The organism is Rhizobium grahamii CCGE 502 (assembly GCF_000298315.2).
Classification (GTDB): domain Bacteria; phylum Pseudomonadota; class Alphaproteobacteria; order Rhizobiales; family Rhizobiaceae; genus Rhizobium; species Rhizobium grahamii.
Genome location: NZ_AEYE02000031.1, coordinates 330,694 through 346,400 on the forward strand (window position 1 = coordinate 330,694; position 15,707 = coordinate 346,400).

A 15,707-nucleotide genomic window follows, 5' to 3' on the forward strand; every position below is an offset into this window, starting at 1 on the left:
GCGGTCTCGTGGCGCGTGCTGGGTATTGATTGTTCCTGGAGAATACTATGAAGCGATTTTTGATTGCCGCGGCTGCGGCGCTGATGGGAGGTGTCCCGGCTCTCGCTGCCGATCTTTACGTCGACCCGGCGCCGCCACCGGTTCCCGCTTTTGGCGGATGGTACTTGCGCGGCGATATAGGCATGACCAATCAGCGTCTTGGCGGAATGCAGCACGAGCTGTTTGACGACGTGGATATTCGCGAATTTGTCGATGACGGCAGCTTTGACAGCGGGCCGCTCGGTGCGCTTGGTGTTGGCTATCAATTCAACCAGTGGCTGCGTGGCGATGCGATCGTCCAGTATCGGGGCAAGACTGATTTCTCTGCGCTTGATCGTTATGGGCACACTGATGCAACGGGCACGGCTGTCTGGGATGCCACGAATGACTACGACGGTGCCAAGTCGGAATGGCTGTTGATGGCCAACGCCTATGTCGATATCGGCACTTGGGAGGGCATCACGCCATATGTGGGCGCCGGTATCGGTGCCTCACGCAATACGATCTCTCGTTTCCGCGATGTTAACGTCCCTACCTTGGGAGTTGCATACGGCGACAGCGACTCCACCTGGAACTTTGCCTGGGCGCTGCATGCTGGTATCGGCTATCAAGTGACCGACCGCCTGACCGTCGATTTTGGCTACAGCTACGTTGACCTTGGTGACGCAAAAAGCGGCCGGCTCCGCTCCTATGACGACACTGTTAACACCGGCCCGATGCACTTCAACAACATTACCTCGCACGACTTCAAGCTCGGCCTGCGCTACTCCCTGCAATAGCCAATTCATTCATCGCTGCACGAGCTTTCGACTTCAAGGTCGCCGTCACGGCGGCCTTTTTCGTGGTTTTAACCTCAATCGCAGTTAACAAATATAGTTAACCGCGCGTTAGCATCTCGCTGGAATAATACCGCATGGTCAGTCATGCGGGCACCGCTTTGCCCGGTCGGGAATTGCAATGAAATCGTCCATCACGATCCTCGCCACTGCGGCAAGCCTTGTTCTGCTTGGTGGGCGGGCGATGGCGGAGGAGCCCCCGATTGATGAGGCACCGGAGATAAGCATTCCGGGCGACTCATCCACGACCGGCTGGTATCTCCGCGGTGATCTTGGTTATGCTCCATGGACCGGCAACGAAACGCCGGACTACCGCTTCGATGATGGGGCGACCCACGAGTTCGATTCGGCACGCTTCTCGAAGCCTGTTTCTGGCGGTGCGGGGATTGGCTATCAATTCACCGACATCTGGCGCGCCGACCTGACCGGGGATTTCTTTAAAAGCGATTTTACCGGCACGGCCAACACTAATCTGCCTTGTGCCGCTTCCGCGCCTGCTGGGACCGGCTGCGCCTCCGGTGTGCGCGCCGATCTTCGGGCCTATGGCGTCATGACCAACGGCTATGCGGACCTTGCGACGGTTGCCGGCTTCACGCCGTATGTCGGCGCCGGCATTGGGATAACCAACGTCAGATGGGGTAGCGTACGTTCGCAACCCGAGTGCGTCGATGGTGGTTCGGCCTGCTCTGGGGTCACGTTTCTCCCCCAAGATTTCAACGGCAAAAACAACTGGCGCTTCACCTATGCACTGATGGCCGGCCTCAGTTATGAAATCACCAACAACATCAAGGTCGATTTCGGCTATCGCTTCTCCGATATTGCCGGCGGCAGCATGTTTGCCGGCCCCTCCGGGACAAGCGGCCGCGACGACGGATTGACTCGGCATGAGATCCGTATCGGCTTGCGGATGGCCGGCTGGTAGTCCGTGACGCAATGACGCGTGTAGACCAAAAAATCCTCCAGCTGCGACACTTCTCCGTTGACTATGTCAGGCCCGATCTATATCCACGGCGGCGGGACACCTCTCCCCAACGAGAGGCTAATTACCTGGAAGGGTATACATATGGCCACTGCCACCGCGAAGCCGGACGTCCGTCCGAACAACACCCATTTTTCTTCTGGCCCTTGCTCGAAGCGCCCCGGTTGGTCGCTCGAAGCCCTTTCCGACGCGCCGCTCGGCCGTTCGCATCGTGCGAAAATCGGAAAGACGAAGCTCAAGCAAGCCATTGATCTCACACGCGAAGTTCTCGAAGTGCCTGCGGATTACCGCATCGGCATCGTGCCCGCTTCCGATACCGGCGCCGTAGAAATGGCGCTCTGGTCGCTGCTCGGCGAGCGCGGCGTCGACATGGTCGCCTGGGAAAGCTTTGGCGCCGGTTGGGTCACCGACGTCGTCAAGCAGCTGAAGCTGAAGGACGTTCGCAAGATCGAAGCCGGTTACGGCGAACTCCCCGATCTCTCGACCATCGATTTCGACCGCGACGTCGTCTTCACCTGGAACGGCACCACCTCGGGCGTTCGCGTTCCGAATGGCGATTTCATTCCCGCTGACCGCAAGGGCCTGACGATCTGTGACGCGACGTCTGCCGCCTTCGCGCAGAACCTCGATTTCGCCAAGCTCGATGTCGTCACTTTCTCCTGGCAGAAGGTTCTCGGCGGCGAGGGCGCTCATGGCGTCATCATCCTCAGCCCACGCGCCGTCGAGCGTCTGACGACCTACGCACCGGCCTGGCCGCTGCCGAAGATCTTCCGCATGACCTCGGGCGGCAAGCTGATCGAGGGTATCTTCACCGGCGAAACCATCAACACGCCGTCGATGCTCTGCGTCGAGGACTATATCGATGCGCTGCTGTGGTCGAAGAACGTCGGCGGTCTGAAGGGCCTGATGGCTCGCGCTGACGCCAACGCCAAGGTCATCGCCGACTTCGTCGCCGCCAATGACTGGATCGCCAACCTGGCAGTCAAGGCCGAGACGGCTTCCAACACCTCGGTCTGCCTAAAGATCACCGACAAGGACGTTCTGGCGCTCGACGCCGACGGCCAGGCGAACTTCGCCAAGGGTATCGTCAGCCTGCTCGACAAAGAAGGTGTCGCTTATGACATCGGCCACTACCGCGACGCGCCGTCGGGCCTTCGCATCTGGGCCGGCGCCACGATCGAAACTTCTGACATGCAGAAGCTGATGCCGTGGCTCTCCTGGGCGTTCGCGACCCAGAAGGCAACGCTTTCCCAGGCCGCAGCCTGAGTTGATCGCATCCGGCTCCGCTGAAAAAGCGGAGCCTCGCAATCCCGATTACATTCCATCGTTGAACCTTTTGAAGGAAGCCCCCAATGGCACCTCGCGTTCTCGTATCCGACGAACTGTCGGAAACCGCCGTCCAGATCTTCCGTGATCGCGGCGTCGAAGTCGATTTCCAGCCGCAGCTCGGCAAGGACAAGGACAAGCTCGCCGAAATCATCGGCAACTATGATGGTCTCGCCATCCGCTCCGCCACCAAGGCGACGGAAAAGCTGATCGCGTCTGCGACTAACCTCAAGGTCATCGGCCGCGCCGGCATTGGCGTCGACAACGTCGATATCCCGGCTGCTTCGAAGCGCGGGATCATCGTCATGAACACGCCCTTCGGCAACTCGATCACGACGGCGGAACACGCCATCGCGCTGATGTTCGCCGTTGCCCGCCAGCTGCCGCAGGCCGACGCCTCCACGCAGGCCGGCAAGTGGGAAAAGTCGAAGTTCATGGGCGTCGAAATCACCGGCAAGACGCTCGGCGTCATCGGCGCCGGCAATATCGGCGGCATCGTCTGCAAGAAGGCCATCGGCCTCGGCATGCATGTTCTCGCCTATGACCCCTTCCTCTCGGCTGAGCGCGCCCAGGAAATGGGCGTTACCAAGGTCGAGCTGGACGAGCTGCTCGCCAAGGCCGACTTCATCACGCTGCACGTGCCGATGACCGACAAGACTCGTGGTATCCTCGGCAAGGAAAACCTCGCCAAGACCAAGCCCGGCGTTCGCATCATCAACTGCGCCCGTGGCGGCCTGGTTGACGAGGCAGCACTTGCCGAAGCCATCAAGTCCGGTCACGTCGCCGGCGCCGGCTTCGACGTTTTCGAGGTTGAGCCCGCCAAGGAAAGCCCGCTGTTCGGCCTGCCGAACGTCGTTTGCACCCCGCATCTCGGGGCGTCGACGACGGAAGCCCAGGAGAACGTGGCCCTCCAGGTTGCCGAGCAGATGTCGGACTACCTCGTGAAAGGCGCCGTTTCCAACGCCATCAACATGCCGTCGATCACGGCGGAGGAAGCACCGATCCTCAAGCCGTTCATCCGGCTTGCAGACGTTCTTGGCGCTTTCGTCGGCCAGGTCACGGAAGAGCCGATCAAGGAAATCGAGATCCTCTTCGACGGTGCCACCGCTGGCATGAATACGCGGGCGTTGACGAGCGCGCTGCTTGCCGGTCTGATCCGGCCGCAGGTCGCCGACGTCAACATGGTCTCTGCTCCCGTTATGATCAAGGAAAAGGGCATCGTCCTCTCCGAGGTCAAGCGCGACAAGACCGGTGTTTTCGACGGCTACATCAAGCTCACCGTCAAGACCGACTCGATGACCCGTTCGATCGCCGGCACAGTGTTCTCCGACGGCAAGCCGCGCTTTATCCAGATCAAGGGTATCAACCTCGATGCCGATGTCGGTTCGCACATGGTCTACCTCACGAACACCGACGTTCCCGGCATGATCGGCTTCATCGGCACGACGCTTGGCGCCGCTGGCGTCAACATCGCGAACTTCCAACTCGGCCGTGACAAGCAGGGCGGCGATGCGATCGCGCTGCTTTACGTCGACGGTCCGATTGGCGACGAGGTGCTTGCCAAGCTGATGGCAAACCCCGCAATCCGCCAGGCAAAGCCGCTGGTTTTCGCAGTCGACTGAGTTTTGCTCCCAAGGCAATGAGAAAACCCGGCGCGGGAACCTGCGCCGGGTTTTCTCGTTTTGCCTGTTGATCACTCGCGCTGATCACTGTCGCGAGCGACTATCGTTCCTTTCACCAATTCGGGTGCTTCTATGACAAAGTCAGTCGTCATTACCGTCCTTGCGCTCTCATCCATTATGAGCCTGTCATCCTGCGCAAACACGGCGAATGGTCTTGCCAAGGACGGCCGGGAGGCGAGTAGTGCTCTGGATCAAAGCACGCATCGTATCCTGAGGGCCGGCGCGAACTGAGAGACGCTGCCGGCCCTCTGCGCTTACGAAGCACCGGCCGCCAGATCAAGAGGGCTTGCCGTTACTGCGGCGTCGCCGGAGCCGGAGCAGCGGGGGCCGGAGCGGCCGGAGCGGCAGGGGCCGCCGGAGCGCTCGCGGGCGGGTTTGCTGCAGGCGGCGATGCCGGTGCAGTCGATGCAGGTGGCGAAGCCGGCTCGGACGCCGTCGGCGCCGGGGCTGTCGCTGTCGACGAACTCTGTGATCTTGGCCAATATGTAGCCGCCAAGGCAACGACGACGACGATCGCTGCGAGCACAATCCAGATCGTCCTGCTCTTGGATGCTGACGTGTTCACCGGGTTCGGTCTGTTGAAGTCGTTCGTCATGTTACTCCTCCTCTAAACGTTAACTCCTTGGCGAGAAAAATGTTCCTATGCGCGCAAATTTGCGTGAGTCCGCATGAACGGCCGATACCAAACGCCCGGATCACCTTGGGCTCAAGCCGCGCCTGCAGGTCCCATTCCAAGCAATTTTACGGTAACGTACTTCCAATTTACGCCTGCTCGTGTCTCCCTTCGGATCGCCTCTTCGCGTGGATGTGGATCTCGGGGGTGAGGCCGCGACCGGCTCGACAGCGGTTGCAGAGAACCTTTCGATGTTGGAGGCCGGGTGCGAACGAGCATGATGGCAATCCCCTTTGCGGCCCTCTTCGCGCGCAACGCACAGGCATGGCTGCATGCCGCATTCCACCGGGGGTGCTGTGCATGCGTAGCTGTGATGTTCCTGGCAGTGATGGGCAGCGAAAGCACTCACGCCCAAATGCCGCAGCCGTCTGACAGACAGGGCTTTCCTCAGCGGGAACTGGTGATCGGCACCAAGGAGGCGCCACCCTTTGCGATGAAGGATGCCGATGGCAATTGGACAGGCATTTCGATCGACCTCTGGCGGGAAGTTGCCCAGAAGCTCGGCCTGACGTTTCGTCTCGCCGAGGAACCCAACGTCCAGAAGCTTGTCGAAGCGACGTCGCGAGGCGACTACGATGTTTCCGTGGCGGCGATCACCATCACCGCCGATCGCGAGCGTGTCGTCGATTTCAGTCAGCCATTCTATGATACCGGGCTGGGGATAGCCGTGTCGGTCAACAGTGTGTCGGTATGGCGCGAGATCATCCGGACAATGATCTCGGCGGGCTTCCTGCAGGCGGCGGGCGCATTGATTGGCATCTCGCTGCTGGTCGGCGCGTTGGTATGGCTCTTCGAGCGGCGTCATAACGACGATTTCGGCGGGCCGGCTGGACGTGGTTTGGGGGCAAGCATCTGGTGGTCGGCCGAGGCCATGACGCAGGCAAGCACTGGTCACCGCGGACCGATCACAATCGCCGGCAGGGCGCTCGCGATTATCTGGATGGTGGTCTCGATCATCACGATCGCGGTCTTTACCGCCAGTGTCACCTCGGCGCTGACGACGAGGCAGATGCGGGGGCTGGTAAACGGCGTCGAGGATCTGCCGGGTGTGCGCGTCGGGACGCTTGCCAACTCGGCCACCATCGGCTTCCTGGACGGCGAACGCATCAAGCATCGGACATTTCCCCAGGTGGCCGACGGACTCAAGGCGCTGGAAACCGGATCTATCGACGCCTTCGTGTACGACAAGCCGCTGCTTGCCTGGACCGTTGAACAGCGCTTCTCCAGCACGGTTCAAGTGCTGGATGTCGATTTCGAACCTCAGAGTTACGGGCTCGCGATGCCCCTTGGAAGGCCCTATCGCAAGGCGATCGATGTCGCCGTCCTTCAGGCGGTTCACGATCAGCGTTGGAAGCGGACACTGTTTCAGTATCTCGGCGAGAAACAGTAGATCGGGCCCAACCGACGTCTCCGTTTGCCGTTCGTCGCGCCCTCTATGTCATCGGCTTCAAGAGCCTCAGTGCATTGATGGTGACAAGCACCGTCGCGCCGGTATCGGCCAGGATGGCGGGCCACAGGCCGGTGATGCCGGCGATGGTCGTCACGAGGAAGACAGCCTTCAGGCCAAGCGCGATCGTGATGTTTTCGACGATGTTGCGCATGGTGCGCTTCGAGAGCGCGATCATTGCTGCGACATCGCTGACGCGACCATGGAGGATGGCGGCATCGGCCGTTTCCAGCGCAACATCGGTACCGCCGCCCATGGCGATGCCGACGTCGGCGGTTGCAAGGGCAGGGGCGTCATTGATGCCGTCGCCGACCTTGGCAACGATCGAGCCGCCGCGCTTCAACTCGTTCACGATGCGCTGTTTGTCCTCCGGCATTAGTTCGGCTCGGACTTGGATGCCGAGTTCTTTGCCGATGGCCTCAGCAGCGCGGTGATTGTCGCCCGTGAGCATGACAGTCTTGATACCCGCCACAGTCAGCGCCTCGAGACCCGACTTGGCGTCGTCGCGCGGCTCGTCGCGCATGGCGATCGCTCCTGCCAGCGTGTCGCCGACGATCAGCACCGAAACTGTTTTCCCATCGTCATTGAGTGCCGTGATACGCGCGGTCTGATCGGATGAGAGTGGCACTTGCTCGGCGGCAGCCTTCGGAGAGCCGAAGAATAGCGGTTGCCCCTCGACCGTCCCGGTAATGCCTTTCCCGCCCAAGGCCTTTGCGCCTGTCACCGCGGGGAGGGTGATCCCCGCTGCTGTTGCCCGCGCCAGGATCGCGAGCGCCAGTGGATGGCTCGAGCCTGTCTCCAGGGCGGCGGCATACTTCAGGACGTCGGCTTCATCCCTACCGAAAGCGATCACGTCAGTCACCTGCGGCTTGCCTTCGGTTAGCGTGCCTGTCTTGTCGAGGGCGACGGCGGTGACTTTGCCGAGCGTCTCGAGCACTGCGCCGCCCTTCAGCAGCAGGCCACGGCGCGCTCCCGAAGAAAGCGAGGCGGCAATCGCGGCGGGGGTCGAAATCACGAGGGCGCAGGGGCAGCCGATCAGTAGTATGGCGAGGCCCTTGTAGATCCATTCGTCCCAAGCGGCTCCCATAAGAAGCGGCGGCAGGATGGCAACCAGAGCAGCAACGACGACCACACCCGGCGTGTAGTAGCGCGAGAAACGATCGATAAAGCGTTCGGTCGGAGCCTTCGACTCCTGTGCCTCCTCCACCAGTCGGACGACACGCGCGATTGTATTGTCGGCAGCCGCTGCCGTCACCTTGATGCGAAGTGCCGCGTCACCGTTGACCGTGCCGGCAAACACCGCGTCGCCTTCACCTTTGCGCACTGGTGTGCTTTCGCCGGTGACGGGCGCTTCGTCGATGGCACTCTCGCCAGACAGGATGGCGCCATCCGCCGCGATGCGGTCACCAGGTCGAACCAGAATGATCGCGCCGACGGAGAGGCTCTCGGCCGGCACTTCCCGGGTCGTGCCACCTTCCTCGAGAAAGGCTCGTTTCGGAACCAAAGTCGTCAGAGACTGAATGCTGGCCCGTGCCTTGCCTGCGGCGACGCCTTCCAGCAGTTCGCCAACCAGGAACAGGAAAACCACGGTTGCGGCTTCCTCTCCGGCATGAATAATCACCGCGCCGACCGCAGCGATGGTCATCAACATCTCGATCGAAAAGGGCGTGCCTGAAAGGGCAGCGGTAGCTGCACGCTTGGCGATCGGCACAAGCCCCACGAGCATCGCCACGATGAATGCATAGGGCGCAATGGTCGGCACGAGGTGGCCGATGATGTAGGCGACAACGAGCGCCACACCGGAGGATATGGTCAGGCGACCTTTCTTGCTTTGCCACCAGGGGCCGGCCATCGGCGCGTCGTGGCCGTGGAGCCCTTCTAGTGGATCTGGCGCCTTCTCCGCCGCATGATCGTGAGCTTCATGGTTGTGCCCGGCGTGATCGTGGTCGCTGTGGTCATGGTCATGGTGGGAATGGTCTGCCTGCGTATCTACCTGCAACCTTCCAGCCACCTGCGAGACGGTATAGCCAAGGCTCGCCACCTTCTTCTCGATAGCGATGAGATCGCTGCTGCCGTCATGGCGCACGGTCATTGTTCCAGCGGTCACCGAGACGGAAACATCTTCGACACCCGGAATTCGTCGGACGGCCGTGTCAATCTTGGCCGCGCAGCTGGCGCAGTCCATTCCGCCGACCCTGTACCGTTTTTCGACCGTTTCACCCATGATCCGCTTCCTTGTCAGTTCGAAGCATCTTTCCTACATCCTCTAGCGACTAGAGGTGCAAGAGGAAAATCATGAAAAAGATCACGATCGGGGAAGCTTCCCGGAAAAGCGGCGTCAAGGTACCGACAATCCGCTACTATGAGAGCATCGGCCTCCTTGCGGAGCCAAATCGTAGCGAGGGCAATCAACGCTCCTACGAGCCGGCCGATCTGCGCAGGCTTGCCTTCATCCGTCACGCCCGCGAGCTTGGGTTCGAGGTGGAGGCGATCCGCGCTCTCCTCACCCTGCAGGACGATCCGCACCAGTCCTGCGCGTCCGCAGATGCGATCGCCAAGACTCGCCTGATCGAAGTCGAGCAGAGGATTCGGAGCTTGATGGCGTTGAAGGCTGAGCTTGAGCTGATGGTTGAAGGCTGCGGGCACGGGCGCGTCGACCAGTGCCGCGTCATCGAGGTGTTGGCCGATCACGGTCAGTGTAGTCATTCCCATCACTGACGGTGGATCGCGGAGCAAAGCGTTCTCTAAAGCCAGCAGCGGGCTCGATGCCGCAATGTGAAGGCGCTCCGCACACAGTTTGTGCGACTATGGTGCCGATACGAACTAGCTTTTCTGTGCTGTTGTTGCCTGTTGCGAAGCGGCCGAGAGACGGTCGATATCGCCGGCTAATGGCTGCCATCTCTGAGTTTTGCAGTAAAATTTACCGTAACGTACTTCCCGTTCGCGCTGCGATCTTCGACATTTGACCCGCACTGCCGCCCTGTGGCTCGTCGAAATCTGAATGTACTACAGAGACTACGTGATGCTACGCCTCACGGCCGACGCAGGGCGCTATGATCATTGTCGAGGATTGAGCGAAGCCGACAGGTGCTCGGATGACCTATTTGCGTGAAATCCCAGAGAATGAACGGAAGCTTTCCCGGCGAGGAGAGTTGCTGGCATTTGTCATCCTTGCGTTCGGTGTCTGGCCCGTCGTTGCCGTTGGAATCGTGGCGAGCTACGGCTTTCTCGTCTGGTTTTACCAGATGATTTTTGGCCCTCCCGGGCCGCCTCCAAGCGTGCACTGAGGTGGCCCATGGACGCGAATTCGATTTCTCGTCGCGCTTTTCTTAGGGGTCAGGTCGCTCCCTCTCCGATAATGCTACCTCCGGGCGTGTCCTATTCCTCTCTCGATCACTGCACCGGGTGCAACCGGTGTGTGGAGCGATGTCCCACCTCCATCATTCGACTGGTCGCCGGTGTCCCCAGTGTGGATCTGTCGGTCGGTGAGTGCACCTTCTGTCGGGCGTGTCTGGATGTTTGCCCGCAGCCGGTGTTCGACGCCACGCGCTTTCGGTTCGATCATGTGGCAGAGGTTTCAGGCAGTTGCCTTGCGACAAGGGGGATTGCCTGCCAGTCCTGCGGCGAAACCTGTCCTGAACACGCGATCCGCTTCAAGCCACGCATCGGCGGGCCGTTTCAGCCAGTTATCGAAGCGGCGACGTGCACGGGGTGCGGTGCATGCCTGCAGGTCTGTCCGGTGGACGCCATCTCGATGCGACCCCTGAGGGAGCTTACCGATGGATGAAAATCTACTCTGGCACGTATCAAGCGCGGTAATCGCGACACGATCCGAATACACCGGCGCCGTTTTGACCCTCCTCGAAGAGATCGATGGCTTGGAGGTCTACGGTCACGACCGCGGCAAGATCGTCGTCGTGATCGAAGGCCCGAGCACGGGGATGTTGGGCGAGGTGCTTTCCAGAATCTCGCTATTGGACGGCGTGATTGCCGCCAATATGGTTTTTGAACAAGTTACGGAGTGGAAGCATGTCGACGACCGAATTGCTGACCCGGCGTGACGTTCTAAAGGCCCAGGCGGCCGCGGTAGCCGCTGCGGCCGCCGGGGTAACGCTTCCAGCGGCGGCCCAGCCCGTTCCTGGTGGCGTGGAGGCCTTGCAGATCAAGTGGTCGAAAGCACCGTGCCGGTTTTGCGGCACGGGCTGCGGTGTGATGGTCGGCGTGAAGCAGGGACAGGTCGTTGCCACTCACGGCGATATGCAGGCGGAAGTCAATCGCGGCCTGAATTGTATCAAAGGCTACTTCCTATCGAAGATCATGTACGGCGAGGATCGACTGCAGACGCCGCTGCTGCGAAAGCGCGATGGCGCTTATGCCAAGGACGGCGAGTTCACACCGGTGAGCTGGGACGAGGCCTTCGACGTGATGGCCGAGCAGTGCAAGAAGGTGCTGAAGGAAAAGGGACCAACGGCGGTCGGGATGTTCGGCTCCGGTCAATGGACCATTTTCGAAGGCTACGCCGCGACGAAACTGATGCGCGCCGGCTTGCGATCGAACAATCTCGATCCCAACGCGCGCCATTGCATGGCATCTGCTGCTTATGCGTTCATGCGCACCTTCGGCATGGACGAACCGATGGGATGCTACGACGATTTCGAGAACGCGGACGCCTTTGTGCTCTGGGGCTCGAACATGGCGGAAATGCATCCGATCCTGTGGACGCGGGTGGCAGATCGCAGACTGGGCCAGCCGCATGTGCGCGTTGCGGTTCTGTCGACGTTCACGCATCGGAGCATGGACCTCGCCGACATTCCGATCGTCTTCAAGCCCGGAACCGATCTTGCGATCCTGAACTACATCGCCAACCACATCATTCAGACCGGGCGGGTCAATCAGGACTTCGTAGACAAGCACACCAAGTTTGCACGTGGCGTCACCGACATCGGCTACGGTCTCAGACCCGACAATGTCGTGGAGACGAAGGCAGCCAATTCGGCTGATCCCGGCAAGACGGACCCGATAGACTTCGAGGCTTTCAAAGCGTTCGTTGCCGACTACACGCTCAAAAAAACTGCGGAATTGTCTGGAGTCGATGCGGGCTTTCTTGAACAGTTGGCCGAACTCTATGCCGATCCGACCCGCAAGGTCATGTCGCTGTGGACCATGGGCTTCAACCAGCATGTCCGCGGCGTCTGGGCCAACCAGATGGTCTACAACCTCCATTTACTGACGGGCAAGATTTCGGAGCCCGGAAACAGCCCGTTCTCATTGACTGGCCAGCCTTCGGCATGCGGCACAGCGCGCGAAGTTGGCACGTTCGCCCATCGCTTGCCTGCCGACATGACCGTTACCAATCCGGAACATCGCAAGCATGCCGAGGAAATCTGGAAAATACCCGAGGGGATTATTCCTGAAAAACCCGGCTACCATGCCGTGCAGCAGGATCGGATGCTCAAGGATGGCAAGCTGAATTTCTACTGGGTTCAGATCAACAACAATGTGCAGGCCGGTCCAAACACCAGCAATGAAACCTGGCAGGGCTACCGCAACCCCGAAAACTTCGTCGTCGTCAGCGATGCCTATCCGACAATCACCGCAATGAGCGCCGATCTCATTCTGCCCGCCGCCATGTGGGTGGAAAAAGAAGGAGCGTACGGAAACGCTGAGCGCCGAACGCATGTCTGGCATCAACTCGTCCAGGCGAAGGGCGAGGCACGCTCGGATCTTTGGCAGATCGCCGAGTTTTCCAAGCGCTTCACGACGGATGAGACCTGGCCTGAAGACATTCTTCAAGCCAATCCGCAGTATCGCGGAAAGACGTTGTTCGACGTGCTGTTCCGCAATGGCCAGGTCGACAAGTTTCCGCTGAGCGAAATCAGCAAGGAATACGACAACAACGAGTCCAATGCCTTCGGCTTCTACATCCAGAAGGGATTGTTCGAGGAATACGCCACGTTCGGCCGTGGGCACGGGCACGATCTTGCGCCCTATGACATGTATCATGAGGTGCGGGGGCTAAGATGGCCCGTGGTGAACGGCCAGGAGACCCGCTGGCGATTCCGGGAAGGATATGATCCCTACGTCAAGCCGGGCGAGGGTCTGAAGTTCTATGGTCAGAAGGATGGCAGGGCCGTGATCCTTGCCGTGCCCTACGAACCACCAGCCGAATCCCCGGACCAGGAGTACGACTTCTGGCTGGTGACCGGCCGTGTGCTGGAACACTGGCATTCCGGTTCAATGACGATGCGCGTCCCGGAACTCTATAAAGCTTTTCCCGGTGCACGCTGTTTCATGAACGCGGAGGATGCCCGCAAACGCGGCATCAACCAGGGAGCGGAAGTCCGGATCATCTCCCGACGTGGTGAAATTCGATCACGCATCGACATTCGCGGTCGGAACCGAATGCCGCCCGGTGTCATCTTCGTCCCGTGGTTTGACGCCAGCCAGTTGATCAACAAGGTGACGCTCGACGCAACCGATCCCATCTCCAAACAGACGGATTTCAAAAAATGCGCGGTCAAAGTCGTTTCCGCCATTTGAGGCGGCCGCAGTGGATGACAGTCGTGGCTGGTCTTCTCGTTTTCGCGTCGACGGCTGCGATCGGTCAGATGATACAGCAGAACGTGCCCCAGCTTGAGGGGCCAGCGCAGTCGATGGCCACCGGCGAAGCGAAGCCCCTGCCGAAATGGGTGACGGACGACCAGCGGCGAATGCGTGCCTATCCCGATCAGCCCCCGATCATTCCACACTCGATCGAGGGTTACGAATTGTCGGTCAACGCCAACAGGTGTCTTTCCTGCCATAAACGGGAATTCACTCAGGATTCGGGTGCGCCGATGATCAGTGTCACGCATTACATGACGCGTGATGGCCAGATGCTCGCCGACGTGTCTCCTCGACGGTACTTCTGCACGGCATGCCATGTTCCGCAAGCGGATACCCGCAACCTCGTCGTCAATCAGTTCAAGGACATGAGCGAACTCGGCTTCAAACCGGCGGGGAGCGAGTGACCAATGGCCTGGATCAAGACGGTACTCTTGTGGGCATGGTCGATCCTGACCACCCCGGCCGCAACCATCGGCTTGGGGGTTCTCACCCTCGGCGGCTTCATCGGCGGCGTGATGTTTTGGGGCGCGTTCAACACGGCGCTTGAGCTTACCAACACTGAAAAATTCTGCACGTCTTGTCATGAGATGCACGACAACGTCTATCAGGAACTCAGCCGAACCATCCATTTTTCGAACCGGTCGGGCGTGCGCGCCACCTGTCCGGATTGCCATGTCCCACACCAATGGACGGACAAAATTGCTCGGAAGATGCAGGCCTCGAAGGAGGTCTGGGGTAAAATCTTCGGCACGATCAATACGCGACCCAAGTTTCTCGAAAAGCGTCTCGAGCTTGCTCAACACGAATGGGCTCGCATGAAGGCAAATGACAGTTTGGAGTGCCGAAACTGTCATTCGTCCGTAGCGATGGATTTCCAGAAGCAAACGCAGCGTGCCGCCGACATTCACTCCAAATATCTGCTTTCCGGCAAGGCCACTTGCATTGATTGCCATAAAGGAATTGCGCACGAATTGCCGAACATGGAGGGCGTTGATCCGGGTTGGAAAATGCCGAAGGAGCTCGAAGGCAACAAGATGGTCAACGCAACGCCGATCGATGATCTCCAGCGCGCCATTGCTGAGGCGCACGGCGAAGCCGCCTATCTGCGAGAGTAAGCGGTGGCCTCGCGCCCGCGCGGCGGAGCACTACGAGGCTCCGCCGGTTTGCCGCTCAAAACTATTTCAAGGTTTCAGCGAGGCGCTCTACGCCTGCTCGCCGGAATTGCCCGCTGAGATCATCGCGTCAAACGCGTCCGCTGCCTTGCTGCGATAGCGTTCCTGATGGCGCAGCAGAAAGAATGGCCGAGGCAGGGCTGGAATGTTCGCCTCCTTGAGAGTTCCGGCGCGGAGAAACGGGGTGGCGATGCTTCGTGATATCAGCGTCGCGCCCAGTCCAGCCTCGACAGTGCCGATCACCGTTTCGTTGCCCGGCAGCGACATCGGAATATCAAGCGTGTCGACCGTCAGCCCTGCCGTTTGGAGAAGGCTTTCGAATGCGCGGCGCGTTCCGGACCCTGGCTCGCGCAGGATCCAGGCTGTCTGGGGGAAATCCCTGACGGTTCGTGGTTTTCCGTCAGCCCAGGCGTGTTCGGGCGCTACGATCGCGATCATCTCGTCGGTAGCAACTTCCCTCATCGACAGGCCCCGACGTTCCTGCGGCCATTCGATCAGGCCGATCTCTGCTCGCCCGTCGGCCACGGCATCAGTCACTTCCTCCGTATTGCCGATCCTGATGTCCAGCGCGATCCCGGGGTAGCATTTGCGATATTCCGCAAGGCGCGGAGCGAGCCAGTAGCCGGCGACGGTCTGGCTTGCCATGATCGATAGTTCGCCATGCATCAAACCGGAAAGGTCCATCAAGGCGGCTTCGGCAGCGCGTGCGCTCGCAAGAACGGCTTGCGCTTCCTTCAGAAACATTCGCCCAGCCTGGTTCAGCACGATAGAGCGACCGACGCGGTCAAACAGCGCAACGCGGTGCCGGCTTTCGAGCGCAGTGATTGCCGCGCTAACGGCCGATTGCGTCATGTTGAGATGAGAAGCCGCCTGGGTGATATGTTGGCGTACGGCGACCTCAACGAAAATTCGAAGTTGCTCAAGGGTCATGGGTTGTCCGCATTATC

Annotated in this window: 15 protein-coding genes; 12 read left to right on the top strand and 3 right to left on the bottom strand. The window is 60.1% G+C overall.

Going from position 1 to position 15,707, the window contains the following annotated elements; all coding sequences use genetic code 11:
* Nucleotides 1-47: 47 nt before the first annotated feature.
* The 4 genes from RGCCGE502_RS26140 (at nt 48) to serA (ending at nt 4,802) form a co-directional block, all read left to right on the top strand.
* A complete protein-coding gene (locus RGCCGE502_RS26140; protein ID WP_016557217.1) occupies nt 48-818 on the top strand; it encodes an outer membrane protein in 771 nt (256 codons plus the stop codon).
* 178 nt (nt 819-996) lie between these two features.
* Entirely contained in the window at nt 997-1,797 is an 801-nt protein-coding gene (locus RGCCGE502_RS26145) for an outer membrane protein (RefSeq protein ID WP_016557218.1), read from the top strand.
* A 141-nt stretch (nt 1,798-1,938) separates the two neighbouring features.
* Nucleotides 1,939-3,120 (top strand): phosphoserine transaminase, encoded by a 1,182-nt coding sequence (locus RGCCGE502_RS26150; RefSeq protein ID WP_016557219.1) that lies wholly within the window; start codon nt 1,939-1,941, stop codon nt 3,118-3,120.
* Between the two features lie 86 nt (nt 3,121-3,206).
* Nucleotides 3,207-4,802, top strand: a complete 1,596-nt coding sequence (gene serA / locus RGCCGE502_RS26155) for a phosphoglycerate dehydrogenase (protein WP_016557220.1) — start codon at nt 3,207-3,209, stop codon at nt 4,800-4,802.
* A 314-nt stretch (nt 4,803-5,116) separates the two neighbouring features.
* Here the strand turns inward: serA and RGCCGE502_RS34730 are convergent, their stop codons facing one another.
* Nucleotides 5,117-5,344, bottom strand: coding sequence for a hypothetical protein (locus tag RGCCGE502_RS34730; RefSeq protein WP_016557221.1), 228 nt, complete (start codon nt 5,342-5,344; stop codon nt 5,117-5,119).
* 519 nt (nt 5,345-5,863) lie between these two features.
* Here RGCCGE502_RS34730 and RGCCGE502_RS26165 point away from each other — a divergent pair.
* A complete protein-coding gene (locus tag RGCCGE502_RS26165; protein ID WP_244441796.1) occupies nt 5,864-6,925 on the top strand; it encodes a transporter substrate-binding domain-containing protein in 1,062 nt (353 codons plus the stop codon).
* A gap of 43 nt (nt 6,926-6,968) precedes the next feature.
* On the opposite strand, the gene RGCCGE502_RS26170 is transcribed toward RGCCGE502_RS26165, so the two are convergent.
* Nucleotides 6,969-9,206 carry a heavy metal translocating P-type ATPase gene (locus tag RGCCGE502_RS26170; RefSeq protein WP_016557223.1) on the bottom strand — a complete coding sequence of 746 codons (2,238 nt, stop codon included), beginning with the start codon at nt 9,204-9,206 and terminating at the stop codon, nt 6,969-6,971.
* 71 nt (nt 9,207-9,277) lie between these two features.
* Here RGCCGE502_RS26170 and RGCCGE502_RS26175 point away from each other — a divergent pair, with 71 nt between their 5' ends.
* From RGCCGE502_RS26175 to RGCCGE502_RS26200, 7 genes are all read left to right on the top strand, one after another.
* The gene (locus RGCCGE502_RS26175; RefSeq protein WP_016557224.1) at nt 9,278-9,700 is read left to right on the top strand and encodes a MerR family transcriptional regulator; all 423 of its coding nucleotides are present in this window, start codon (nt 9,278-9,280) and stop codon (nt 9,698-9,700) included.
* A 377-nt stretch (nt 9,701-10,077) separates the two neighbouring features.
* On the top strand, nt 10,078-10,269 hold the full coding sequence (napE, locus tag RGCCGE502_RS26180) for a periplasmic nitrate reductase, NapE protein (RefSeq protein WP_019280719.1): 192 nt from the start codon (nt 10,078-10,080) through the stop codon (nt 10,267-10,269).
* An 8-nt stretch (nt 10,270-10,277) separates the two neighbouring features.
* Nucleotides 10,278-10,769, top strand: a complete 492-nt coding sequence (locus RGCCGE502_RS35745) for a ferredoxin-type protein NapF (RefSeq protein WP_081647309.1) — start codon at nt 10,278-10,280, stop codon at nt 10,767-10,769.
* The gene (locus RGCCGE502_RS26185) at nt 10,762-11,043 is read left to right on the top strand and encodes a chaperone NapD (RefSeq protein WP_016557227.1); all 282 of its coding nucleotides are present in this window, start codon (nt 10,762-10,764) and stop codon (nt 11,041-11,043) included. Before RGCCGE502_RS35745 ends, RGCCGE502_RS26185 begins: the two co-directional genes overlap by 8 nt.
* Nucleotides 11,012-13,522 (top strand): periplasmic nitrate reductase subunit alpha, encoded by a 2,511-nt coding sequence (napA, locus tag RGCCGE502_RS26190; protein WP_016557228.1) that lies wholly within the window; start codon nt 11,012-11,014, stop codon nt 13,520-13,522. Before RGCCGE502_RS26185 ends, napA begins: the two co-directional genes overlap by 32 nt.
* A complete protein-coding gene (locus RGCCGE502_RS26195) occupies nt 13,492-13,992 on the top strand; it encodes a nitrate reductase cytochrome c-type subunit (protein ID WP_040675634.1) in 501 nt (166 codons plus the stop codon). The genes napA and RGCCGE502_RS26195 overlap by 31 nt, the downstream gene beginning before the upstream one ends.
* A 3-nt stretch (nt 13,993-13,995) precedes the next feature.
* Nucleotides 13,996-14,703, top strand: a complete 708-nt coding sequence (locus RGCCGE502_RS26200; protein ID WP_016557230.1) for a NapC/NirT family cytochrome c — start codon at nt 13,996-13,998, stop codon at nt 14,701-14,703.
* Between the two features lie 87 nt (nt 14,704-14,790).
* On the opposite strand, the gene RGCCGE502_RS26205 is transcribed toward RGCCGE502_RS26200, so the two are convergent.
* Nucleotides 14,791-15,690 carry a LysR family transcriptional regulator gene (locus RGCCGE502_RS26205; RefSeq protein ID WP_016557231.1) on the bottom strand — a complete coding sequence of 300 codons (900 nt, stop codon included), beginning with the start codon at nt 15,688-15,690 and terminating at the stop codon, nt 14,791-14,793.
* Nucleotides 15,691-15,707 lie beyond the last annotated feature (17 nt).

Bases quoted from the DNA above. Each gene is read 5' to 3' on its own strand.
- RGCCGE502_RS26140 (WP_016557217.1), top strand. From the start codon at position 48: ATGAAGCGATTTTTGATTGCCGCGGCTGCGGCGCTGATGGGAGGTGTC.
- RGCCGE502_RS26145 (WP_016557218.1), top strand. From the start codon at position 997: ATGAAATCGTCCATCACGATCCTCGCCACTGCGGCAAGCCTTGTTCTG.
- RGCCGE502_RS26150 (WP_016557219.1), top strand. From the start codon at position 1,939: ATGGCCACTGCCACCGCGAAGCCGGACGTCCGTCCGAACAACACCCAT.
- serA (WP_016557220.1), top strand. From the start codon at position 3,207: ATGGCACCTCGCGTTCTCGTATCCGACGAACTGTCGGAAACCGCCGTC.
- RGCCGE502_RS26165 (WP_244441796.1), top strand. From the start codon at position 5,864: ATGGGCAGCGAAAGCACTCACGCCCAAATGCCGCAGCCGTCTGACAGA.
- RGCCGE502_RS26170 (WP_016557223.1), bottom strand. From the start codon at position 9,206: ATGGGTGAAACGGTCGAAAAACGGTACAGGGTCGGCGGAATGGACTGC.
- RGCCGE502_RS26175 (WP_016557224.1), top strand. From the start codon at position 9,278: ATGAAAAAGATCACGATCGGGGAAGCTTCCCGGAAAAGCGGCGTCAAG.
- napE (WP_019280719.1), top strand. From the start codon at position 10,078: ATGACCTATTTGCGTGAAATCCCAGAGAATGAACGGAAGCTTTCCCGG.
- RGCCGE502_RS35745 (WP_081647309.1), top strand. From the start codon at position 10,278: ATGGACGCGAATTCGATTTCTCGTCGCGCTTTTCTTAGGGGTCAGGTC.
- RGCCGE502_RS26185 (WP_016557227.1), top strand. From the start codon at position 10,762: ATGGATGAAAATCTACTCTGGCACGTATCAAGCGCGGTAATCGCGACA.
- napA (WP_016557228.1), top strand. From the start codon at position 11,012: ATGTCGACGACCGAATTGCTGACCCGGCGTGACGTTCTAAAGGCCCAG.
- RGCCGE502_RS26195 (WP_040675634.1), top strand. From the start codon at position 13,492: ATGCGCGGTCAAAGTCGTTTCCGCCATTTGAGGCGGCCGCAGTGGATG.
- RGCCGE502_RS26200 (WP_016557230.1), top strand. From the start codon at position 13,996: ATGGCCTGGATCAAGACGGTACTCTTGTGGGCATGGTCGATCCTGACC.
- RGCCGE502_RS26205 (WP_016557231.1), bottom strand. From the start codon at position 15,690: ATGACCCTTGAGCAACTTCGAATTTTCGTTGAGGTCGCCGTACGCCAA.